Below are 21,896 nucleotides of genomic sequence, written 5' to 3' on the forward strand. Positions count from 1 at the left end.
CGCCACGCGCCATCGGCGGTCCGCGCGCCCTCGGAGGGAGGTTGGTGGCGGCGCTGACCGCCCTGGCGCTGCTGCTGGTCGCCGGGACGGCCATCGCCCTCCATCAGTCCTGGAGCACCGTCGAGGCGGTGGCGCACGGCACCGGTGGCACCGGCGCGGCCGCGCGGGCCCTGGTGCTCGGGCTGGGCGTGCAGGCCCTGCTCACGCTGTCGGCGTTTGCCGCGGTGGCGGGCGCGGCGGTCTATGTCCGGCGCCGGGTCTTCGGACCGCTGGCGCGGATCACCGCCGCCCTGAACCAGCTCGCCCGGGGAGACGCCGCGGTCGCCGTGCCGGACACCGGACGCGCCGACGAGATCGGCGCCATCGCCCGGGCCGTCGCCGTGTTGAGCCGTGACGTCCAGGGCCTGCGCGCCGGCGAGACGGAGCGGGCGCGTCTGGCGGACCGGGTGCAGACACTGCTGGCGGCGATGGAGCACAGCCCGGTCCCCATCATCATCACCGATCCCGACGGCGTCATCGACTACGTGAACCCGAAGTTCACCGAGGCCAGCGGGTGGACGGCGGCGGAGGCGCTGGGCCGCACACCGTCGTTGCTGAAGAGTGGCCACACGCCGGTGGAGGTCTACCGCGAGATGTGGCGGACCATCCAGGCGGGGCGGGAGTGGTGCGGGGAGTTCTACAACCGGCGCAAGAGCGGCGAGTGCTATTGGGAGAAGACCTCGATCGCCCCGGTGCTGGGTGCGGACGGCGCCATCCGCCACTTCGTCGCCGTCAAGGAGGACATCACCGAGCGCAAGGACGCCGAGCGCCGGGCCTGGCAGCGTGCCCATTTCGACCCCCTGACCGAATTGCCCAACCGGGTGCTGTTCGAGGACCGTCTGGGCCAGGCGATCGCCCGGTCGCGGCGCAGCGGTTCGCTCCTGGCGCTGCTGTTCCTCGACCTCGACCTGTTCAAGCAGGTGAACGACACGTTCGGCCACGCGGCCGGGGACGAGCTCCTGCAGGAGGCGGCATACCGCCTCAAGGCCTGCGTGCGCGAGGGCGACACAGTGTCGCGGCTGGGCGGCGACGAGTTCGTGATAGCCCTGCCGGACCTGGGCCGCGCCGAGGAGGCGGCCGCGGTGGCCGAGCGGATCGTCCATGCGGTCGCCGAGCCGTTCGACCTCGACGCCGGCGCCGCGCGGATCGGCGTGTCCATCGGCATCGCCCTGTTTCCCCGCGACGGATGGTCGCCGGCGCAGCTCCTCAAGAACGCGGACGCCGCCATGTACGGGGCGAAGGCGGACGGCCGCAGCGCGTGGCGGTTTCACGCCGGCGACGCCGTCCTGCGCCCCCCTCCCACGGGAAATCCGCGGGAGGGGGGTGCGACACTTTAGAAGAGTTCTAAATTACGACTCTGCGCTACTCTGCGAGCGGATCCGACCCATATGCCACGGCGGACCCGGCCGTGGACGGGACAACCTTTCTATTGGAGGACCTCAATCATGCAGATCGACATCGGAATCGCCGAGGGCGACCGCAAAGCCATCGCCGAGGGTCTGAGCGGCGTTCTGGCCGACACCTTCGCCCTCTACATGAAGACGCACAGCTTCCACTGGAACGTGACCGGCCCGATGTTCAACACGCTGCACGACATGTTCATGCAGCAGTACACCGAGCTGTGGACCGCGCTGGACGAGATCGCCGAGCGCATCCGCGCCCTGGGCTTCCCGGCGCCGGGCAGCTTCTCCCAGTACATCGGGATGACGACGATCCGCGAGGAGCCCGGCGTGCCCCAGGCGCAAGACATGATCCGTCAGCTGGTCGAGGGGCACGAGGCGGTGGCGCGCACCGCGCGCAAGGTCTTCCCGACCGCCGAGACGGCCAACGACCAGCCGACCGCGGACCTGCTGACCCAGCGCCTGCAGATCCACGAGAAGACCGCGTGGATGCTGCGCAGCCTGCTGGCCTGATGGGCTGACGGTCCGGCGGCCGCCCCTCTCCCGGTGCGGGAGCGGGGCGCCGGCCCGGACCGGCTACCAGGAGGCGGCCGGGCTCTCCACCGCGTGGGCGCCGGCCGCGGGTTCGCTGGTGGCCAGCCAGCGCTCGGCCTCAAGGGCGGCCATGCACCCCATGCCGGCGGCGGTGACGGCCTGGCGGTAGACCTTGTCCTTGACGTCGCCGGCGGCGAAGACGCCGGGGATGTCGGTGGCGGTGCTGTCGGGGGCGGTCACGATGTAGCCGCTCTCGTCCATGGCCACCTTGCCCTTGAAGACGTCGGTCGCCGGCGTGTGGCCGATGGCGACGAACACCCCCTCGCCGGGCACCACCGACGTGGCCCCGGTCTTCACGTCGCGGATGCGCACCCCGGTGACCCGCTTGGGGTTGTCGAAGCTGGCACCGCCCTCGCCGACGATCTCCTCGACCACCGCGTTCCAGACGACGGCGATCTTGTCGTGGGCGAACAGGCGGTCCTGCATGATCTTCTCGGCGCGGAAGCTGTCGCGGCGGTGGACCACCGTCACCTTCGAGGCGTGGTGGGTGAGGTAGAGCGCCTCCTCCACCGCCGAGTTGCCGCCGCCGACCACCACGACCTCCTTGCCGCGGAAGAAGAAGCCGTCGCAGGTGGCGCAGGCCGAGACGCCGGCGCCGCGGTAGATCTGTTCGCCCTCGAGACCCAGCCAGCGGGCCTGGGCGCCGGTGGCGATGATCACCGAATCGGCGGTGTAGACGTCACCGGAATCCGCGGTCGCGGTGAACGGCCGCTTGGTGAAGTCGACGTCGACGATGAGGTCGAACACCGTCTTGGTGCCGACGTTCTCCGCCTGCTTCTGCATCTGGTCCATCAGCCACGGCCCCTGGATGGGATCGGCGAAGCCGGGGTAGTTCTCGACGTCGGTGGTGATGGTCAGCTGCCCGCCGGGCTGCAGGCCCTGCACCAGGGTCGGCTGCAGGTTGGCGCGCGCGGCGTAGATGGCCGCGGTGTAGCCGGCCGGCCCGGCGCCGATGATGAGAACCTTGGAGTGCTGCGTGGCCATGGAGGCGATCCGTCGCTTTGAGTCCTAGAAGCCGAACATATGGTCGAGGCTGAAGGCCCCGTCACCCGTCAGGCAGCCGTGATAGCCGAAAAGACGGCATGTCGTGTCGCGGATCAGGACATAGGCGTGCTCGCCCGCGGCGGCGCGCTCGGCCTCGGTGAAGGTCGTGGAGTGCTGGAACAGCCGGGACCCGCCGCAGGGGATGGCGATGCGCCGGCGCGCGATCTCCACGCCGTCGCGGCGGGTCAGCACCAGCTGGGTGTCGCTGGCGGCGTGCCACGGCGTCGAGGCGGCATAGACGAGGTGGCAGAAGGTGTCCAGCGGCGCCGGGCCGAGCCGCAGGAAGAGCCGGGTCGACAGCCCCGGCGGCCGGCCATGGTAGCTCTGCGGCTCGTCGCGGTAGGTCAGCACGGTGTTGAAGATGTGGCTGCCGAAGCTGGTCTCGGCGACGTGGCCGCTGGCCCGCCATTCGTAGCGGAAGAGGGCGTGCAGCCAGCCGTCGGCGCAGCTCCCCGCGGCGAAGTCGTACAGCAGCTCCACATGGCCCCAGCCGCCGGGCAGGGTGGTCCCGCCCAGCAGGTCGGTCACGTCCAGCGCGACGCTGTCGCTGCGGGCCAGGTTGCCGAAGCGGTGGCGCGCCACCTCTCGGCCCGAGGCGTCGTAGGCGACGGCCTGGACCGGAAGCGACTCCTGGGCGGTGCTCATGGGGGTCGGCAGCAGGATGGTGCGCCAGCGTTCCGGCGGCAGCAACGGCGCCGGCAGGATATGGCCCTTGCCCAGCAGCGGCTCCAGCGTCGCCAGGGTGGGATCGGGCTTGAGATCGGTGCGCTCGACGTTGGCGTGGGCGATGCGGCGGCGGCCGCCGGGCCGCCCGGCATCGGCCACCACCTCGTAGCGGGGGCGCACGAAATGCTTGCCGGCGCGCACCTCGAACTGCAGCGGCCAGCGCACGTCGGGGAACAGGGTGCGGGTGTCGATGGCGACGGTCGCGAAGGGCGGCACCGCGGTGTCGAACCAGGCCACCGCCTCCGTTCCCATGACGGCGAGGCCGACCGCGCCGGGCGGGATCGCACAGGGGTGGCTGTTCTGCACCCACAGCAGCACCCGCTCGTCGCTGCGCGGCGCCGGCAGGCCGGCGTAGCGCTCGGCCGGCCAGGCGTTGGCGTCGTGGGTGCAGGACAGCACGTCCGGACCGTCGCCGTAGGTGTCGAGCGCGTATTTGACCACGTCGTGGCCCGCCGCGCCGATGACGTGCAGGAAGAGCGAGCCGCAGAACTCGGACAGCCCGAAGCGCCACCGCACCTCGCGGCTGTCGATCACCACCGTCCCGCCGGCGGGCGGCATCGCCTCGGTCCATTCCGCCAGCACCGCGCCGTCCGCGTCGTACAGGCGGGCCCACAGGCGTGGCGCCTTGGCGCCGTAGCCGGTCCAGTAGTTGGCCGAGACGATGCGGGTGTGGTGCCCGGCCTCGTCGCGCAGCCAGGCGAAGTTGGTGGCCCAGTTGAACTTGGAGAGGTACTGGCCGGTGTCGGACAGCATGTCCTCCGGCACCCGCATGGCGTCCAGGGAGATCACCGCGGCGCCCTTGGGCACGAGGTGGGCGATGGCGTTCTCCAGCCGCTGGCTGTCGAACGCGACCACGAACACCACGCGCGCCCGGCTGGCCGGCAGCTCCGTCACCGGCCGGGCGGCATGGCCCAGCACGGCCTTGCCGACCGCCTCGACATCCTGCGCGTAGACCCCCTCCACGGCGACGCCGGCCAGGTCGTAGAACTCCGAGAACCCCTCGGCCATGCCGTGGGGATCGAACACCGCCACCGGGCCGCCGCCGGCGAGGCGAGCCACCAGGGCGGCCGCCTTGGGCGCCGCCAGGGGGTGTCCGATCGCCTTGAAAAAGCTGAAGCCGCCGGTGACGTTGGAAAAGGTCTCGATCCGCAAAGGCATGGCTCTGGACAGGTCGCGTTGGGCCGGGTCGACGGTTATAGCCCGTCGGCGGCGGCCGCGACAGAGGTAAACCGTGCGGGGGTCGGGGAAAGGCCGGGGCCGCCGGGTCAGGCCACCGCCTGACCGGGGAAACACAGCTCGTGGCGGGCCCGCCATTCCGGCCCGACGTAGTTGACGATGATCGATTTGCGCACGCCGTCGATGGGGCGCCTGGCGAAGCCGTGCCAGGTGTCGGCGCCGGGGATGAAGATCAGGCCGTCGTTGAAGGCGTAGGGGGCGCGGTGCACCAGGGTGCCGGCGGCGTCGGTCACGTCGGTGCCCCAGCCCTCCGACCCGGGATCGCGCGAAAGGTAGACCAGCATCGTGTACTTCTTCACGCCGATGTCGGTGTGCGGCTCCAGCCAGAATCCGTCGGTGTCCTGGCAGTACTCGATGCGCAGGAAGGTCCCGGCGAGATCGACGCCGCACGCCGCCTCGATCCCGGCGGTGACGGCGCGGTCCTGGAAGGCGCGGGCCACCGCGTCGCACACCGGGTGGGTCGCGCGGTTGTCGGCGCCGAAATAGGTGCGCGAGGCGTTGTGGGTCTCGCGCTTGCCGCGGGTGTCGCCGACCGGCGGCGGCGCCCATGGCAGGGCGGCGATGGCGTCCGCCGCGTCCTCCGGCAGGGCGTCCTTCAGCAGCCAGTGGCGGTAGGGGTGCGTCATCGTGGTGCTGCGCTCCAGGCACGCGAGGACGCTCTGGCGGACGGTGTCGGGCGAGATCATGGACGGTTCCGGTCGGATGAGGGCGCGTCGGGATTGCACACCGGCCCCTTATGGCACGTCGGCCGTGCCAGGAGAATGGGCCGGACCAGCGCCGTGATGTCGCAGGGGGCGCCGCCGGGGCCGCCACCCCGGCGGCCCGCGGCCGGCCTTGCCGAACCGGCCCCCGGGCAACCCGCGTCAGTCGAACAGGCGATAGAGGGCGGCGTGGTCCAGCCCGCCGTCGCCGCGTTCCACCAGCCGCTCGTAGAGGGTGCGGCTGAGCGACACGGCCGGCAGGTCGATGCCCGATTCCGCGGCCAGGGCGAGGGCCTGGTTGAGATCCTTGAGCTGCACGGCGGAGCGGCCGCCCGGCGTGAAATCGCCGGTCACCATGCGCTGGCCATGCAGCTCGAGGATGCGGGATTCGGCGAAACCGCCGCGGATCGCCTCGCGCACCCGCGCCGGGTCGACCCCGGCGGAGCGGGCCAGCGCCAGCGCCTCGGCCACCGCGCCGATGGTCAGGGCGACGATGACCTGGTTGGCCGCCTTGGCCACCTGCCCCGCGCCGACCGCGCCGACATGGGTGATCCGCCGGCCCATCGCCTGGAACAGCGGCCAGGCGCGGGCGACCGCGTCCTCGTCGCCGCCGGCCATGATGGTCAGGGTCGCCGCCTCGGCCGCCACGGTGCCGCCGGACACCGGGGCGTCGACCCAGGCCGCGTCCCGCGCGGCGACGATCGTGGCCAGGCGGCGGGTCGCGGTGACGGCGCTGGTCCCCATGTCGATCACCAGCGCGCCGGGGCGCAGGCCCTCCAGCAGCCCGTCGGCGCCTTCGCAGACCGCCTCCACCGCGGGGGTGTCGGTCAGCGTCAGCACCACCGTGTCGGCGGCGGCGGCCACCGCGGCCGGGCTGTCGGCCGGGACCATCCCCTCGGCGGCCAGCGCGTCCACCGGGCCGCGGCTGCGGTTGTGGATGACCAGGGCCGCGCCGCGCCGGGCCAGCGCCCGGGCCATCGGCCGCCCCATCAGCCCGAGCCCGATGAAGCCGATGGTGCGCCCGGAAAGATCGGGCCGTTCGGCGGCGGGGCCGGCGGCGGCGGCGGGGCCGGGATGGCTGGCGTCGCCCATGGTCACAGCCGCGCGTGGCGCGCGCGGGCGCCGCGTTCGATGGCGGCCGCGCACAGGCGGTCGACGCCCAGCTTGTGGCGCAGCAGCTCCAGCAGGCGCAGCTCCTCCTGGCTGGCCTTGACGTCGGCGGCGGCGATGTCGCAGGCGACGGCGTAGGCGGTCTCGTAGAGCTTGGCCGGCAGCGCGTCCTTGATGGTGTCCAGCGTGCGGTTGAGGCCCGACTCGCCGGCCAGCATGTGGGTGCACGCGCGGGTCACCTCGGTCAGCCGCTCCACGTCGAAATCGTCGAAGACCGGCAGGTGCTTCACGTTCTCGCCGATGGTTTCCAGCTCGGCATCGGTCATGTCGCCGTCGGAGGCGGACACGATAACCATGACGTAGATGAGGGCACTGTGATGGTCGAGCATCGAACCTCCGGTGGGCGGCGAAAGCCCGCGTATGTTGCGCGGCGACGGGGCCGCGTCAAGGGCCGCCTGCGGCGCGGGGCCAGCCCGCCGCCGCCGGCAGGGGAGGAATGCCGGGACGGGATGGCTGGTCCCCTCGACGGGGCAGGGGGGCTGCCCTAAGGTCGGCCCCCATGTCCGCCGTCCTCAACGTCGCCCTTCCCGTCTTCGCCATCATCCTCGCCGGTTTCCTTTCCGGAAAGGCGCGGCTGCTGGGCGATTCGTCGTCGGAGGCGCTGAACAAGTTCGTTTACTGGATGGCGCTTCCGGCGGTGCTGTTCGTCGGCACGGCGCGCCGCCCGCTGGCCGAGCTGCTGAACGGACCGTTCATCGGCGCCTTTCTCGGCGCCATGCTGGCGACCTATGCCCTGGGCGCCGCGCTCGGCTGGCTGCTGCACCGGGAAAAGCCGGCGATCGTGTGCATGCAGGGGCTGACCGCCTGCTTCTCCAACACCGGCTACATGGGCATCCCGCTGTTCCTGGCCGCCTTCGGTGCCGACCGGCTGGCACCGGCGATCCTCGGCACCGTGATCATGAGCGCGATCATGGTGGGCATCGCCGTGGTCTGGCTGGAGCTGGTGCAGAGCCACGGCAGGGGGGTCGTCGGGTCGCTGATCGATGTGGGACGGGCGGTGTCGCGCAACCCCCTGATTGTCGCGACGGTGCTGGGGGTGGCCTGGTCGGTCCTGCTGCCGGGCATCGACCTGCCGCAGCCGGTTGTGACCTTCTGCGAGCTCATGGGCGCCTCGGCCGGGCCGTGCGCCCTGGTTGCCATCGGACTGTTCCTGGCCGGCCGGCCGCTGGCCGCCAATCTGCTGGAGATGGGCTGGATCGTCGCCCTGAAGCTGCTGGTGCAGCCGGCGCTGACCTGGCTGCTGATCCGCTGGCTGTTCCCCATGGACCCGTTCTGGGAGGCCTCGGCGATCCTTCTCGCCGCCCTGCCCACGGGGGCCCTGACCTTCGTCGTCGCCACCCAGTACCGGGTCTACGTGGAGCGGACGTCGGCCGCCATCCTCGTCTCCACCATCCTCAGCGTGCTGACGCTGAGCGCCCTGCTTGCGCGGTACGTTCCTGGACCGTGACGGTGCGGGCCGGGAGCCGCTCCGGCCGCTCCGCCTCGAACAGGCGCACCAGGTCGATGGCGGTGCGGTCGGCGACGGTCCGTGCCGGATCGCTGCTGTTCAGGGCCACCACGGCCCAGCGGTGGGCGCGGGAAAACGCCATGTAGGTGTTGAAGCCGCCGGTGGCGCCGCTGTGCCAGAACACCGGCGAGCCGTCGTCGGCCCAGGCCACGAACCAGCCCAGCGCCATCGCCCCCTGGCCCAGGCTGCCGGAGTCGGCCAGGGCCGCACCCCGCACCCGCACCGCCTGGGCCAGGGCCAGGGTCTGCGCCGTGGCGGCGGCGCAGCCGCCGGGGCAGTCCCCCAGATTGGCGCGCAGCCAGACCAGCAGGTCGTCCACCGTGGAATAGAGGCCGAAGGCCGGCTGCATGGCCGGCGCCTCCCAGTCCGGCACCGCCTGGCCGCCGGCGTGGCCGACCGCCTTGCGGGCGCGCTGCCCGGGGGCCAGCGTCAGGGTGGTGTCGGGCAGCCCCAGCGGCCCGGTCACCGCCCGGTGCAGCAGGTCCTCGTAGCTCGCCGTGGCCGCCTGCTCCAGCGCCTCCCCCAGCACCGCCATGCCGACGTTGGAGTAGCTGAACCGGGTGCCGGGTGCCGCGGCCAGCTGGTAGCCCGCCAGCCAGCGGTCGACCTCGTCCGAGGTCAGGGGCTTGTAGGGGTTGCGCGGGTCGGCCAGGCGCGACCACGAGAAGGTCGGGGTTTCCGGGACGTTGGGCAGGCCGGCGGTGTGGGTGGCGAGGTCCACCAGGCGGATCGGCCGCCCCCGGTAGTCCGGCACCCGGGCCGCGGTGCGGAGGTGGCGGCGCAGCGGGTCGGCGGGGCGCACCTGGCCGCCGCGGATCAGGGCGGCGAGGATGGTGCCGGTGAAGGGCTTGGTCAGCGAGGCGATCTGGAACACGGTGCGGCCGTCGGGCGGGGCGTCCTCCGACCAGCCGGTGCTGCCCAGCCCGACCGTCAGCGACCGCCCGTCCTTGACCACGCCGACCACCAGCCCGCCGTGGCCGGCCTCCGCCAGGCGCCGCTCGGCGACCGCGGTGACCCGGTCGCGCAACGGGTCGCCCACGGCGGCGTGCAGCGGGGGGCGCCGGGCGCCGTCCGCGCCCGCCAGCGGTGGCGCCAGGCCGACGCCGGCGGCGATCGCCAGCGCGAGTCCGATCCTCTTGCGGCGCATGAGCGTCCGTTCCCTGCCGTCCGCGGGCCGGTCCGGCGCCTGGCCGGGCGATCCCGTGGAGGAAGACATGGGAGAGCCGCGCCGCCGCTGCGGCGGTGCGGCCGGCGATCATGCCGAAGGGTGCGGGACCGGCTTTGGGGGCACGTCCCGGGGCCACGGGAGTACGCCCGCCGTCCCGTTCGGCGGGCGGCGGGCGCGACGGATCACGCCGCGCTCACCGCCGGCGGTCCTTGACGATGGCGAGCGGCACGCCGTCGGCGGTGACCGCCAGCATCGGCCGGCCGTCCAGCAGGTCGGGGCAGATGCGGTCCTGGGTGAAGCCGATGAAGAAGTCGGCGTCGCGCCAGCCGGGCCGGCCGTTGACCAGGGTCAGGTAGGGTGGCAGCGCGTGACGCGCCATCAGGGCGTTGCCGCAGACCACCACGGTGCGGGGGGCCGGCGGCGCGCCGCCGGACTCCAGCACGAGCAGCGCGTCCAGCCGCTCCACCGCCTCCAGCACGCCGTTGCCCCAATAGTCCAGCTCGAACCGGCCGGCCGCCCCGGCGGCGCCGCCGACCAGGGCGTTGTAGGCGACGTATTCGTTGGGGTGCAGGGCGGCGAGCCGCCAGGCGCCGTGCACCCCGGTCACCGCCAGCAGCGCCGCCAGCGCGCGGGCCGCCGCCGCGCCGCGCCGGTCGGCGGCCCGCCACAGAGCGGCGAGCCCCAGCCCGGCCAGCACCGCCAGCGGCGGCACCACGAACAGGAAGTGCCGGACGCCGTTGTAGATGGTGGGGCGCAGCACCATGAACAGCGCCACCGGCAGCAGCGCCGCCAGCACCACCGGCGCCATGCGGACGGCCGCAGCCCCGGGCGGGGCCAGCGGGTCGGGCCGGCGCAGCGCGGCCGCCGCGACGACCACGGCGGCGGCGAGCCCGGCCAGCAGCGCCTCCGGCACCTTCACGGCGAGGTAGACGGGAAGGTAGAGGGCCGGCGGGTCGGCCGCCGGCACCCAGCGGCCGTCGAACAGGGTGTCCAGGGTGATGGGGAACTTCGACATCACCTGCAGCGCCGTCAGGATGTTGCCGGGCGCCTGCACCACCCAGGGCCAGAACACCGCCACCAGGGCCAGCGCCACGGGGAGCCCCGGCAGCAGCGCCACCACCGTGTCGCGGGCCTGCCAGGCGGCGCTGCCCGGGCCGCGCTGGCGCCACGCCAGCGCCCATTGCAGCAGCAGGGCCAGCCCGAGATAGCCGAGCGCCAGCACCCCGCCGACCCGCACCGACAGGGTGAGGCCCAGGACCAGGCCGAACAGCAGCGCCGTGGACCGCCGCGGTCGCGGCGCCTCGTCCAGGATGCGGGTGGCGAGATGGAGCGACCACACCATGCCGGCGGCGAACGGCACGTCCTTGGTGTTGTTGAACATCGCGCCGTAATAGGCGCCGCACAGCGCCAGCAGGGCGAGGGCGAGGAAGCCGGCGGCCGGCCCCCCCAGGCGCCGGCCCAGGCGCCACGTGCCGGCGAGGCCGAGGATGCCGACCGCCGCGCACAGCAGGTGGCGGGTGTCGTATTCGGCGAAGGGGCTGACCGGCAGCAGCGCCGCCACCGTCAGGTCGAACAGACCGCCGTAGTAGAACAGGTCCTTGAAGACGAAGGCGGAGCGGTCGGCGAAGCCGCTGAGATACCAGGCCAGCAGCTTCTTGCCGTAGAGGTGCTGCACCTCCTCGTCGATGGAGATGGCGTAGTCACGGACGGTCAGCGCGGCGAGGACCACCAGCACCAGCAGCAGCAGCCGCGACAGGTCGTCCCAGCCGAGGCCGCCGCGGGCCGGGCCGGGGCTGGTCACGCGGCCGACTCCCGGGCGGTCGCCGCCGCCGGATCGGCGACGGGGCGGGCGGCGGTGTCGGCGGCCGCGAAGCCGCGGGTCTCGCGCACCACGAACAGCGGCCGGCCCTTCACCTCGGCGAAGACGCGGCCGAGATAGTCGCCGATCACCCCCAGGGTGATGAGCTGGATGCCGCCCATGAACAGCACCGACACGATCAGCGACTCGTAGCCCGGCACGTCGACGCCGAACAGCAGGGTGCGCAGCAGGCGCGTCACGATGTAGAGGAACGCCAGGCCGGAGATCGCCACCCCGACCAGGCTCCAGACCTTCAGCGGGAAGTCGGAGAACGCGGTGAGCCCGTCGACGGACAGGCGCAGCAGCTTGACGAAGCCCCATTTGCTCTCGCCGCCGCGCCGCTCGCCCTGCTCGTAGAGCACGCTGGTCTGGCGGAAGCCGACCCAGGCGAACATGCCCTTCATGAAGCGCGTGCGCTCCGGCATGCGGTTGAGCACGTCGACCACCTTGCGGTCCATCAGGCGGAAGTCGCCGGCCTCGCGCGGCAGCTTGACCTCCGACAAATGGTCGAAGATCCAGTAGAAGGCGCGGGCGAACAGGCGGTGCTTCAGGCTTTGGCCGACGCGGGCGTGGCGCACCGCCACCACCACGTCGAAACCCTCGCGCCAGCGCGCCACCAGGTCGGGCAGCAGCTCCGGCGGGTGCTGGAGGTCGGCGTCCATCGGCACCACGGCGTCGCCGGCGGCGTGGGCCAGGCCGGCCGACAGGGCCAGCTCCTTGCCGAAGTTGCGCGACAGCTCGACCACCTTGAGGCGGGACTCCCGGCCGTGGGCGGCGAGCAACCGCGCCAGGGTGTCATCGCGGCTGCCGTCGTCGACGCAGACCACCTCCCAGTCCAGGTCCAGGGCGTCCAGCACCGGCAGCAGCCGGTCGAACAGCGACTCGACGTTGGCGCCCTCGTTGTAGAAGGGAATCACCACCGACAGGCGGCGCCGGTCGCCGGTCGCCGGAGGCTCGGCGGCGACGCAGGACAGGGGGCCGCGCAACGCATGGATCGAGGTCACAGTGGTCACGGCCGCGCCCCCGGCTGGGGACGAGCCTGAACGGCGGCGCGCAGCGCCCGCCGAACGTCGTGTCGCATGGCATTTCCACCCGGAAGAGGCACCCGTCGCGTGTCATGAACAGGCTTGCGCCGAGGATATTCCACACGGGGATATAACGATTGGTTAGCGCCGGGAAAGATGGGGGCGCGGCGTCCTGGCCCTTGCGGCGGGCCCGCTTGATTGGGCACAACAGGGCCGCCCGACCCCCCACCGTGACCGCCCCCCCCCGCGCGATGATCCTCACCCCGATTCCCGCCGACGTCCTGCCCGGCGCCCTCGCCACCGTCGCCGGCCACCTCGCCGGCCGGCCGGCGGCCCTGGCCGCCTTCCGCCGCATCGCCGCGACCTGGCCGGTGGCGGGGGGCGTCGACACCGCCGACCAGCGCGCCGACGGCGTGGCGCTGGCCCACGCCCATGGCATCGGCACGCTGGACGAAGCGCCCAGCCGGTCCTTCATGTGGGACGGCCGGGTGATCCGCACCGAGGTCGAGGCCACGGTGATCGTCCACGAGGTGGCGCACTGGCTGTGCGCGGCGCCGGAACGCCGCTCCCTGCTGGAGCACGGCCTGGGCCCCGGCCCGGAGACGACCCGGCGCAAGGAGGCCAAGGCGCAGCAGGTGCTCACCTTCGAGCAGTGCATGCACGAGGAGCAGCAGACCTCGCTGCTGGGCATCCTCTGGGAGGCCGAGCTGGGCCACCCCGCGATCCTCGCCTTCATCGAGCAGAACTGGATGGAGGCCTGGGAGCGTCCGGGCACCGCCGCCTGGTTCGCCGGGCATGTGGAGGAGCTGGTGGGGCGCGGCCTGGTCGACGCCGGCGGCCGCCCGACCACGGTGCGGGCCTGGGCCGACGCGCGGCGGGCGACCCCGGCGGTGCCCGTTCCCGCGTGACCCGGCGGCGGCGTCACGCGGTGCCGGCGCCGCGGCGGTCCAGCAACTCCGGCGCCTGCACGGTGCGCGGCGTCTGGTCGACCGGCGACACCTCGGGCAGCTCCGCCCCCTCCGGAACGGCGTCGAGGTCGCGCAGCCGCCGGGCGGTCACCAGCACCCGGGATTCCAGGCTGCCGACGGCCCCGTTGTAGCATGCCACCGCCCGGCCGAGCTGGCCGCCCAGCCGCTCCATGTGGCCGCCCAGGTCGGCCAGCCGCTTGTACAGCTCGGCCCCGAGGGTGGCGATCTCGCGGGCGTTGCGGGCCAGCCCCTCCTGGCGCCAGCCATAGGCGACGGCGCGCAGCAGGGCGATCAGGGTGGTCGGTGTGGCCAGGATGACCCGGTGCTCGATGCCCGCCTCGATCAGGGCGGGGTCATGCTCGAGCGCCGCGGAGAAGACGTTCTCGCCGGGCAGGAACAGCACCACGAACTCCGGCGTGTCGGTGAACTGGTCCCAGTAGGCCTTGGCGCCGAGCTGGCGCATGTGCTCGCGCACGTGCCGCGCATGGCGGGCCAGGGCGGCGCGGCGCGGCGCCTCGTCCTGCGCCTGGACGGCGTCGAGGTGGGCGTCGAGCGGCGTCTTGGCGTCGACCACGATGGTCTTGGCCCCGGGCAGGCGGATCAGCAGGTCGGGGCGCAGCCGGCCGCGCTCGCCCTCCACGCTGGCCTGTTCCTGGAAATCGCAGTGGTCGAGCATGCCGGCCATCTCGACGACCCGGCGCAACTGGATCTCGCCCCACCGCCCGCGCGCCTGTGGGGTGCGCAGGGCTCGCACCAGGTTGCCGGTCTCGCCGCGCAGCCGCTCCTGGCTCTCGGCCAGGGACACCACCTGCTGGCGCAGCCCCTCGTAGGCGCCGGCCCGCGCCTTCTCCATCTCCTGGATCTCCCGGGCCATGGCGTCCAGGCTGTCGCGGATCGGCGCCACCAGCTCCGCCACGGCGACCTGACGCGTCTCCAGGTCGTGGCGCGCCGCCTGCTGCGCCCCGGACAGCGTCTCCCGCGCGAGGTCGAGGAAGCTGCGGTTGTTCTGGCCCAGCGCGTCGGCCGACAGCGCCTTGAAGGACGCGCCCAGCCGGTCGCGGGCCTCCTCCAGGAGGGCCAGCTTCTCCGCCGCGGCGGTGCGCTCCTTGTTCAAGGTGGTCGCCAGCTCGGCGTGGCGCTCGCGGCCGCGGGTCACGTCGGCCTGGAGGCGGGCGATCTGGCGCTCGCGCTCGGCCATCGCCTCGCGGCTCTCCGCCTCCCGCCGGGCGTGGAACTCCAGCCGCGCCAGCAGCTCGGCGCGCTCGCCGGCGCGGTCGGCGGCGCGCCCGGCCGCGGCGGCGCGCGCCAGCAGCCACGCGATCAGCGCCCCGGCCATCAGGCCGAACGCCAGCGACGTGCCGTCGAACGCGAACTGGAACGCGGTCCCGCCCATGGTGCCCCAAGATCTTGTGTGCCGGGCGCAAGTCTATCGCAGATCCGGCCCGATGAGAACGGGTGATGAACGCAGGCCGGGGGGAGGTCCGGGCGCCGAAGCCGCTTGCCGCGCGGCGCGGTTCGCGCCATATGGGACGGATGTTCGACGACGACGCTCCCGACAAAGGGCCGCGCGTGCGCGCCATTCCGCCCGGCGACGACCGGGAGCGGCTGCTGTGCCCGGACTGCGGATTCGTCGCCTACCAGAATCCGCTGGTCGTCGTCGGCTCCGTGGTCACCACCGGCGAGGGCGCGGCGGAGCGCGTGCTGCTGTGCCGGCGCGCCATCGAGCCGCGCCGCGGCTTCTGGACCCTGCCCGCGGGGTTCATGGAGGAGCGCGAGACCACCATGGCCGGGGCGATGCGCGAGGCGTGGGAGGAGGCGCGGGCCCGGATCGCCATCGACTCGCTGCTGGCGGTCTACGACATCCCGCGGATCAGCCAGGTGCAGCTCATCTTCCGCGCCCGCCTGGTCGACCCGGAGATCGGGCCGGGACCGGAGAGCGAGGAGGTCGCGCTGTTCGGCTGGGACGCGATCCCCTGGCGGGACCTCGCCTTCCCCACCGTGCATTGGGCGCTGCGCGAGCATCGCGAGCGCCGCGGCCGCCGCGACTTCGCCCCCGCCGTGAACCCCGCCCCCGACGTGGTGGCGCGCTGGGAGACCATGCTGTAGCGCGCCGTGCCGGCTGTGCGTCAGCGACCGCCGTTAGCGACCGACCTCAGCGGCCGACGGTGACGATCTCCACGCGCCGGTTGGCGGCGGCGTCCGGGTGGGCCGGGTCGGCCAGCTCCTCCTCGCCGCGGCCGATGGCGTCGAGGCGATCCGGCGCGACGCCGCGCACCCCCGTCAGATAGGCGACCACCGCCGCGGCGCGGCGGCGCGACAGCGCCAGGTTGGCGGCGGCCGGACCCACGGCGTCGGTGTGGCCGATCACCCGGAAGACGCGGCCGCGCCCCGCAGGCGAGGCCATCACCGCGGCGACGCGGTCGAGGACGGCCCGCGACTCCGGCCGGATGCGGCTCGAGGCGAAGTCGAAGGCAATGAGGAAGGCGGTCCGCCGGTCCTCGGTCGCTGCTGGGGCCGGGCTGGCGGACGGGGAGGTGGCCGGGCCGCCGGGCGCCGGTCCGGCCGCGCTCGGTGCGCCGGTGTGCGCGGCGCCCAGGCCCGGGGCGGCGGTGGACGGCTCGCCGGGGGGCGCGGGGGCGGCGACCGTGGGCACCGCCGCCGCGGGCGGCGGCTGGCGGACCGGCGCGGGGGCCGGCGGGCATCCCGGCGGGGCGGTGCCCAGCAGGGCGCGCGCGATGTCGCATTCGCCGGGGTTGTCGCCCAGCATGGTGGCCGGCCCTTGCGCCAGTGCCGCGGTGGCGCAGGCCGCGACGGCCAGCGCCGAAAGCACGGCCCGTCCCGCCGCTCCGTGATGCCGCCCTCTCATGCCAACTCCATCCGGCCTCCGCCAGTGTCCGCCACCCCATGGGCGCCGTCAAACCCGCCGTCCGTCGCCCGGTGCGGCGGGTGGCGGATTCTTCCGAAAGCAAACGAGATCAGCCGGAATCGTTCGTTGCTCCCGGGGCCGGTGCCGCCCACATCGCTGGAAACACTCCCGTCAACGACCTGTCGGGCCGCGGCACCTCCGGCCAGTCCGGTGCCCGCGGCCCCCTTCTTCGCCCGCTCCGGTCCGCGTCCCGCGGTTCGGCGGCGTCCACGATGCTTCGGGTAGCCTACCGTTCGTCGGCTTGCTAGGATCGCGCCTCCCGCGATGGGACCAGAATGTGACTTTGGGGAGGAGCGTTGATGAAACCCGTGAAGGCGCTGTTTGCCGGCCTGGCCCTGGCCGCCGCACTGCTGCCCGGCGTCGCCGCGGCCGATTACAAGGCGGAGTACAAGCTGTCCACCGTCCTCGGCAAGCCGTTTCCGTGGGGTGTGGGCGGCGAGCGCTGGGCCGAGCTGATCCGCGAGAAGACGGATGGCCGGATCAATGTGAAGATGTACCCCGGCACCTCGCTGGTGAACGGCGACCAGACCAAGGAGTTCACGGCCCTGCGCCAGGGCGTGATCGACCTCGCCGTCGGCTCGACCATCAACTGGTCGCCCCAGGTCAAGGAACTGAACCTGTTCTCGCTGCCCTTCCTGATGCCCGACTACAAGGCGATCGACGCCCTGACCAAGGGGCCGGTCGGCGAGGAGCTGTTCTCCATCCTGGCCAGCAAGGACGTGGTGCCGCTGGCCTGGGGCGAGAACGGCTTCCGCGAGCTGTCGAACTCCAAGCAGGCGGTGACCACGCCGGACGACCTGAAGGGCCTGAAGATCCGCGTCGTCGGCTCGCCGCTGTTCCTCGACACCTTCACCGCGCTGGGCGCCAACCCGACCCAGATGAGCTGGGCCGACGCCCAGCCCGCCCTGTCCACGGGCGCGGTCGACGGCCAGGAGAACCCGCTGTCGGTGTTCGTCGCCGCGAAGATGGTGACCCTGGGCCAGAAGCACCTGACCCTGTGGGGCTATGTGGCCGACCCGTTGATCTTCGTGGTCAACGAGGAGGTCTGGGAGTCGTGGTCGGAGGAGGACCGCACCGCCGTGCGCGCCGCCGCCGAGCAGGCCGCGGCCGAGGAGGTGGCGCTGGCGCGCGCCGGCATCGCCGGCGCCGACGACCAGGTGCTGAAGGACATCGCCGCCAGCGGCGTCGCCGTCGTCACCTTGACGGCGGAGCAGAAGGCCGCCTTCCAGGGGGCCACCCGCGCGGTCTACGACCGCTGGGCCGAGCGCATCGGCTACGACCTCGTCAAGAAGGCCGAAGCCTCCATCGCTGGCCGCCAGTAACCGCCGCCAGCACTCTCCGCCACGCGCCCGTCCCCGCCGCCCGGCGGGGGCGGGCCCTGCAACCCCCGCCCCGCCGGCCGCTTCCATGCCCCAGATGCCCGAATCCCAGGAGGACGGCGACGCCCCGCGCGTGCCGGTGACGGTGGAGCGCGCGCTCGCCGCGCTGGCCATGGCCGCGGTCTGCGTCATCACCTTCGCCAACGTCCTGGTGCGCTATTTCACCAACGTCTCCTTCGCCTTCACCGAGGAGTACTCGATCTTCCTGATGGTGGTGATGACCTTCCTCGGGGCCTCGGTGGCGGTGGCGGCGGACCGCCACATCCGCATCACCATCCTGGTCGACCGGCTGCCGCGGCGCTGGCGGCGGTGGACGGAGACGGCGGCGTGGTCGGCGGCGCTCGCCATGTTCGCCGTCGTCGTCTGGTACGGCGGCCGCCTCGCCTATGACCAGTGGCGGTTCGAGGAGACCTCGCCCGGCCTCGGCAACCCGCAGTGGCTCTACACCGTGTGGATGCCGGTGCTGGCCGCGGTGGTGGCGCTGCGGGTCGCCGGGCGCCTGGCCCGCATCTGGCGGAGGGCGTGATGGCGACGACGATCCTGGTCGGCGGATTCCTGGTCCTGATGCTGCTGGGGGCGCCGCTGGCGGTGGCGCTCGGCCTGGCCGGGTCGCTGGCGATCCTCGACGCCCAGCTCGGCATCATGGCGGTGCCGACCAACGTCTACACCGGCATCGCCAAATACCCCCTGCTGGCCATCCCCGTGTTCATCCTGGCCGGGCTGCTGTTCGAGCGCGCCGGGGTGGCGCGCCGCATCGTCGACTTCGCCTCGGCGGTGGTCGGGCCGAAGAACGGCGGGCTGGCGGTGGTGGCGATCCTGGTGTGCATGGTGATGGGCGGCATCTCCGGCTCCGGCCCGGCCGACGCCGCGGCGGTCGCCACGGTGATGATCCCGTCCATGCACAAGGCCGGCTACCCCCGCGCCTTCTCCGCCGGGGTGATCGCCGCCGCCGCGGCCACCGCCATCCTGATCCCGCCGTCGGTGGCCTTCATCATCTACAGCGTGCTGGTGCCCCAGGCCTCGGTGCCGGCGCTGTTCGCCGCCGGCGTGGTGCCCGGCCTGCTGGCCGGGGTGTCGCTGCTGGCGCCGACCGTGTGGCTGGCCCGGCGCCACGGCTTCGGGCTCGCCGACGTCGGGCCGCGGCCGCCCTTCTGGGCCAGCCTGAAGGGCGCCGTCTGGGGCCTGCTGGCGCCGGTCATCATCCTGGGCGGCCTGCGCACCGGCGCCTTCACGCCGACCGAGGCGGCGGTGGTCGCGGTGTTCTACGGCCTCGCCGTGGGCATGCTCGTCTACCGCACCCTGACCCTGCGCATGCTCTACGAGGTGCTGGCGGAGGCGGCGGAGATGGCGGCGACGGTGCTGCTGATCCTGGCCCTGGCCAGCATCTTCGCCTGGGCCGGCAGCACGCTTGGCGCCTTCGACCGGATGGCCGAGGCGGCGGTGGCCGCGACCGGCGACGAGACGCTGATCCTGGTGCTCTTGAACCTCGCGCTGCTGGCCCTGGGGATGGTGCTGGACGCGGTCTCGATCTTCCTGATCCTGCTGCCGCTGCTGCAGCCGATCATGGCGAGCTTCGGCTGGGACCCCGTGTGGTTCGGCGTGATGATCACCATGAACCTGGCGATCGGCCAGTTCACCCCGCCGCTGGCGGTCAACCTGGTGGTGACCACCCGCGTGGCCGGGGTCTCCATCGAGTCGACGGTGCCGTGGGTGCTGTGGATGGTCGGCGCCATGCTGACGGCGCTGGCGCTGGTGGTCGCCTTCCCCGGCCTGAGCCTGTGGCTGCCCCGGACGCTCGGCTACCTCTGAGCGCGCCGGGTGGCCAGGGCGATGCCGCCGGCGATCAGGACGATGCCGGCGCCGTGGAACCAATGGGGCCGCTCGCCCAGGAAGGCGATCGCCAGCAGGCTGCCGAACACCGGCATGAGGTGGATCGACAGGCCGGTCCGGTTGGCGCCGAGCACGGCCACCGAGCGGTTGAAGCAGAGATAGGCCAGGATCGACGGGAACACCGCCACGTAGGCGATCGAGCCCAGGGACACCGCGTCGACGGTCAGCGGCCGCCCGCCGAGGCTTTCCGCAACGTAGAACGGCAGCAGCATGGCTGCGCCGACGCTGAAGATGGCGGTCAGGAAGCTGAAGCCGTGCACCGCCGGGCGGCGGCGCAGCAGCGCCGTGTAGGCGGCGTAGACCAGCACCGCCGCGGCCATCCACAGGTCGCCGACGTTGACGTGGAGGGCGGCCAGGGTGGCCGGGTCGCCGCGGGCGATCAGCGTGATGGTGCCGGCCAGGGACACCGCGACGCCCAGCGCCTGCAGCGGCGTCACGGTGTCGCGGAACAGCAGGAAGCTCATGGCGACGATCAGCACCGGCATGGCCGACTGGATCATCACCGCGTTGAGCGCCGTGGTGTCGGCCAGCCCGATGTAGGCGAAGGTGTTGAAGCCGGCGATGCCCAGCGCCGCCAGCACGGCGACGATCGGCCAGTGGCGGCGCAGGGTGCCGGCGTCGCGGCGCAGGTGGGGCCACGCGAAGGGCAGCAGGATCAGCGCGCCCACCGTCCAGCGCCAGAACGCCAGCGCCACCGGCGGCACGGCGTCGGCCACGGCGCGGCCCAGCACCATGTTGCCGGACCAGAACAGCGGCGGCAGCACCAGCAGCAGCCACGGCCGATCGAACAGCCGGGACAGCGGACGGGCGGCGGCGGCGGGGCCCGCCGGCACCGGGTCAGCCACGGCGCCGCGGCGCGCCGGCCGGCGCCGAGGGGGCCTTCAGCTCCGCCTCCAGGTCGGCGATGCGCTTGGCCATGGTGGTGCGCAGCGCCGGGGCGGCGTGGCTCTTCAGCGCGGCGAACTGGTCCTTCAGCTCGCGCAGCTGCCGCTCCTTCTGCTCGCGGTTGCGCTTGATGGCGACGTTGTCGGAGTGCTGGCCGTCGAAGGCGCGCATGGGTCGGTTCCCTCAGGGGCTGCGAACACGGACCCGACGGAGTACGACGCGGCGGGGGGCGAATGCAACGGGCGGCGGCGGGCGCGCATGGCACCCTTGCGGGACGCCGCGCGTCCGCGGCCGACGCGGGGCGAAGCGTGTTGACACCCCCGCGGGTTTGCAGGGAAGGTGGCGCCGCCATGAACATCTCCCTGGTCGCCCCCGGTCCCTACGCCAAGCTCCGCGGCAAGCTCTTCTCCGGGCTGGCCAGCGTGCGGTTGCGCGCGCTGGAGATCGCGCCCCACCTCGCGCGGCTGGGGCATCGGGTCAAGGTCGACCCCACCGAGACGTTCGTCGACGCGGTGCGGCGGGGTGTCGCGCCCGACGCCGACGTCTACGTCATCCACAAGACCTTCGCCGACCTCAGCGCGGAGCTGGACGTGCTGCGGCGGGCCGGCAAGCGCGTGGTGGTCGACGTCTGCGACAACGTCACCGCCCTGCCGCGGCTGAGCGGCCACTACCCCGCCATGCTGGCGCGCGCCGACCTGGTGACGGTGTCGTCGGAGGCGCTCGCCGACGCGGTCGCCGGCCTGGTCGGCGTTCCCGTGGTCCACGTGCCGGACTGCGTGGAGTTGCCCCAGCGCCCGCCCGCCTTTCCCGAGCCGGCCGACCCGGTGCGCCTGCTGTGGTTCGGGCGCGGCGTCAACGGCGGGCCGTTGCTGGACCGGCTGGCGTCGCTGGCCGCCCTGGCGGCGGAGGTGCCGTGCCGGCTGGAGCTGGTGAGCGACGGCAAGGAGGAGTTCGTCGCCGCGGTCGACCGCGCCCGCGGCGCGCTGGCCGTGGACTGGACGGTGTGGTCGCCCGACGCCCTGGAGGCGGCGCTGGCGCGCAGCCACATCGTCGTCCTGCCGTCCTCCGACGACCCGGTGATGGCGACCAAGTCGCCCAACCGTTTGCAGGAGGCGCTGTGGGCCGGGCGGATCGCCGTCGCCCACCCTGCCCGCAGCCATCGGCCCTTCGCCGACAGCGCGGTGCTGACCCCCGACATCGCCGAGGGGGTGCGCTGGGTGCTGACCCACCGCGACGCGGTGCCGGCGCGGGTCGCCGCCGGGCAGGCGCTGATCGCCGCGCGCTTCGTGCCCGCGGCGGCGGCCCTCGCCTGGGACGTGGCCCTGCGCCGCGCCGCCGGGCCGGGCGCCGGCGCCGCGGAGCCGGCGGCCCCGGCCGGTG

Annotated in this window: 21 protein-coding genes; 9 read left to right on the forward strand and 12 right to left on the reverse strand. The window is 73.4% G+C overall.

The window, feature by feature from the left end:
* The first annotated feature begins 44 nt into the window (after positions 1–44).
* Positions 45–1,376 (forward strand): diguanylate cyclase domain-containing protein, encoded by a 1,332-nt coding sequence (locus AC6H2I_RS28450; RefSeq protein WP_497504160.1) that lies wholly within the window; start codon positions 45–47, stop codon positions 1,374–1,376.
* 108 nt (positions 1,377–1,484) lie between these two features.
* Entirely contained in the window at positions 1,485–1,952 is a 468-nt protein-coding gene (locus tag AC6H2I_RS28455; protein ID WP_497504161.1) for a Dps family protein, read from the forward strand.
* 63 nt (positions 1,953–2,015) lie between these two features.
* Here AC6H2I_RS28455 and trxB read toward each other — a convergent pair whose 3' ends face one another.
* The 5 genes from trxB to AC6H2I_RS28480 form a co-directional block, all read right to left on the reverse strand.
* Positions 2,016–3,017, reverse strand: coding sequence for a thioredoxin-disulfide reductase (trxB, locus tag AC6H2I_RS28460; protein WP_497504162.1), 1,002 nt, complete (start codon positions 3,015–3,017; stop codon positions 2,016–2,018).
* 24 nt (positions 3,018–3,041) lie between these two features.
* Positions 3,042–4,961: a hypothetical protein gene (locus AC6H2I_RS28465; RefSeq protein WP_497504163.1), complete on the reverse strand. Its 1,920-nt coding sequence runs from the start codon at positions 4,959–4,961 to the stop codon at positions 3,042–3,044.
* Between the two features lie 107 nt (positions 4,962–5,068).
* Complete coding sequence (locus AC6H2I_RS28470) at positions 5,069–5,725, reverse strand: 2OG-Fe(II) oxygenase (RefSeq protein ID WP_497504164.1); 657 nt, start codon at positions 5,723–5,725, stop codon at positions 5,069–5,071.
* A gap of 177 nt (positions 5,726–5,902) precedes the next feature.
* The gene (locus AC6H2I_RS28475; protein WP_497504165.1) at positions 5,903–6,832 is read right to left on the reverse strand and encodes an NAD(P)-dependent oxidoreductase; all 930 of its coding nucleotides are present in this window, start codon (positions 6,830–6,832) and stop codon (positions 5,903–5,905) included.
* A 2-nt stretch (positions 6,833–6,834) separates the two neighbouring features.
* On the reverse strand, positions 6,835–7,239 hold the full coding sequence (locus AC6H2I_RS28480; RefSeq protein ID WP_497504166.1) for a tellurite resistance TerB family protein: 405 nt from the start codon (positions 7,237–7,239) through the stop codon (positions 6,835–6,837).
* A 170-nt stretch (positions 7,240–7,409) separates the two neighbouring features.
* Here AC6H2I_RS28480 and AC6H2I_RS28485 point away from each other — a divergent pair, with 170 nt between their 5' ends.
* Positions 7,410–8,357, forward strand: coding sequence for an AEC family transporter (locus tag AC6H2I_RS28485; protein WP_497504167.1), 948 nt, complete (start codon positions 7,410–7,412; stop codon positions 8,355–8,357).
* Here AC6H2I_RS28485 and AC6H2I_RS28490 read toward each other — a convergent pair.
* The 3 genes from AC6H2I_RS28490 to AC6H2I_RS28500 all read right to left on the reverse strand — a co-directional run bounded on the left by AC6H2I_RS28490 (position 8,305) and on the right by AC6H2I_RS28500 (position 12,429).
* Positions 8,305–9,564, reverse strand: coding sequence for a serine hydrolase domain-containing protein (locus AC6H2I_RS28490; RefSeq protein WP_497504168.1), 1,260 nt, complete (start codon positions 9,562–9,564; stop codon positions 8,305–8,307). The two genes, AC6H2I_RS28485 and AC6H2I_RS28490, sit on opposite strands and share 53 nt — an antisense overlap.
* 214 nt (positions 9,565–9,778) lie before the next feature.
* Positions 9,779–11,386, reverse strand: a complete 1,608-nt coding sequence (locus AC6H2I_RS28495) for a glycosyltransferase family 39 protein (RefSeq protein WP_497504169.1) — start codon at positions 11,384–11,386, stop codon at positions 9,779–9,781.
* On the reverse strand, positions 11,383–12,429 hold the full coding sequence (locus tag AC6H2I_RS28500) for a glycosyltransferase family 2 protein (protein ID WP_497504181.1): 1,047 nt from the start codon (positions 12,427–12,429) through the stop codon (positions 11,383–11,385). The genes AC6H2I_RS28495 and AC6H2I_RS28500 overlap by 4 nt, the downstream gene beginning before the upstream one ends.
* A 269-nt stretch (positions 12,430–12,698) precedes the next feature.
* Between AC6H2I_RS28500 and AC6H2I_RS28505 the strand changes: the two genes are divergently transcribed.
* Entirely contained in the window at positions 12,699–13,376 is a 678-nt protein-coding gene (locus AC6H2I_RS28505; RefSeq protein ID WP_497504170.1) for a hypothetical protein, read from the forward strand.
* A 13-nt stretch (positions 13,377–13,389) separates the two neighbouring features.
* Here the strand turns inward: AC6H2I_RS28505 and AC6H2I_RS28510 are convergent, their stop codons facing one another.
* Positions 13,390–14,829, reverse strand: a complete 1,440-nt coding sequence (locus AC6H2I_RS28510; protein WP_497504171.1) for a DNA recombination protein RmuC — start codon at positions 14,827–14,829, stop codon at positions 13,390–13,392.
* 131 nt (positions 14,830–14,960) lie between these two features.
* Here AC6H2I_RS28510 and AC6H2I_RS28515 point away from each other — a divergent pair, with 131 nt between their 5' ends.
* Complete coding sequence (locus AC6H2I_RS28515) at positions 14,961–15,542, forward strand: NUDIX hydrolase (protein ID WP_497504172.1); 582 nt, start codon at positions 14,961–14,963, stop codon at positions 15,540–15,542.
* Between the two features lie 46 nt (positions 15,543–15,588).
* Here AC6H2I_RS28515 and AC6H2I_RS28520 read toward each other — a convergent pair whose 3' ends face one another.
* The gene (locus AC6H2I_RS28520) at positions 15,589–16,266 is read right to left on the reverse strand and encodes an OmpA family protein (RefSeq protein WP_497504173.1); all 678 of its coding nucleotides are present in this window, start codon (positions 16,264–16,266) and stop codon (positions 15,589–15,591) included.
* 395 nt (positions 16,267–16,661) lie between these two features.
* On the opposite strand from AC6H2I_RS28520, the gene AC6H2I_RS28525 reads away from it, so the two are divergent.
* The 3 genes from AC6H2I_RS28525 to AC6H2I_RS28535 all read left to right on the forward strand — a co-directional run bounded on the left by AC6H2I_RS28525 (position 16,662) and on the right by AC6H2I_RS28535 (position 19,550).
* Positions 16,662–17,684: a DctP family TRAP transporter solute-binding subunit gene (locus tag AC6H2I_RS28525; protein ID WP_497504175.1), complete on the forward strand. Its 1,023-nt coding sequence runs from the start codon at positions 16,662–16,664 to the stop codon at positions 17,682–17,684.
* Positions 17,685–17,769: 85 nt separating this feature from the next.
* Positions 17,770–18,267 carry a TRAP transporter small permease gene (locus tag AC6H2I_RS28530; protein WP_497504176.1) on the forward strand — a complete coding sequence of 166 codons (498 nt, stop codon included), beginning with the start codon at positions 17,770–17,772 and terminating at the stop codon, positions 18,265–18,267.
* Entirely contained in the window at positions 18,267–19,550 is a 1,284-nt protein-coding gene (locus AC6H2I_RS28535; protein WP_497504177.1) for a TRAP transporter large permease, read from the forward strand. The genes AC6H2I_RS28530 and AC6H2I_RS28535 overlap by 1 nt, the downstream gene beginning before the upstream one ends.
* Here the strand turns inward: AC6H2I_RS28535 and AC6H2I_RS28540 are convergent.
* A complete protein-coding gene (locus AC6H2I_RS28540) occupies positions 19,541–20,476 on the reverse strand; it encodes a DMT family transporter (protein ID WP_497504178.1) in 936 nt (311 codons plus the stop codon). The two genes, AC6H2I_RS28535 and AC6H2I_RS28540, sit on opposite strands and share 10 nt — an antisense overlap.
* Positions 20,469–20,687 carry a hypothetical protein gene (locus AC6H2I_RS28545; RefSeq protein ID WP_497504179.1) on the reverse strand — a complete coding sequence of 73 codons (219 nt, stop codon included), beginning with the start codon at positions 20,685–20,687 and terminating at the stop codon, positions 20,469–20,471. Before AC6H2I_RS28545 ends, AC6H2I_RS28540 begins: the two co-directional genes overlap by 8 nt.
* Before the next feature lie 179 nt (positions 20,688–20,866).
* On the opposite strand from AC6H2I_RS28545, the gene AC6H2I_RS28550 reads away from it, so the two are divergent.
* On the forward strand, positions 20,867–21,896 hold a 1,030-nt coding region (locus tag AC6H2I_RS28550), incomplete at its 3' end, for a glycosyltransferase family protein (protein WP_497504180.1).

The organism is Azospirillum sp. NS33 (assembly GCF_059703765.1).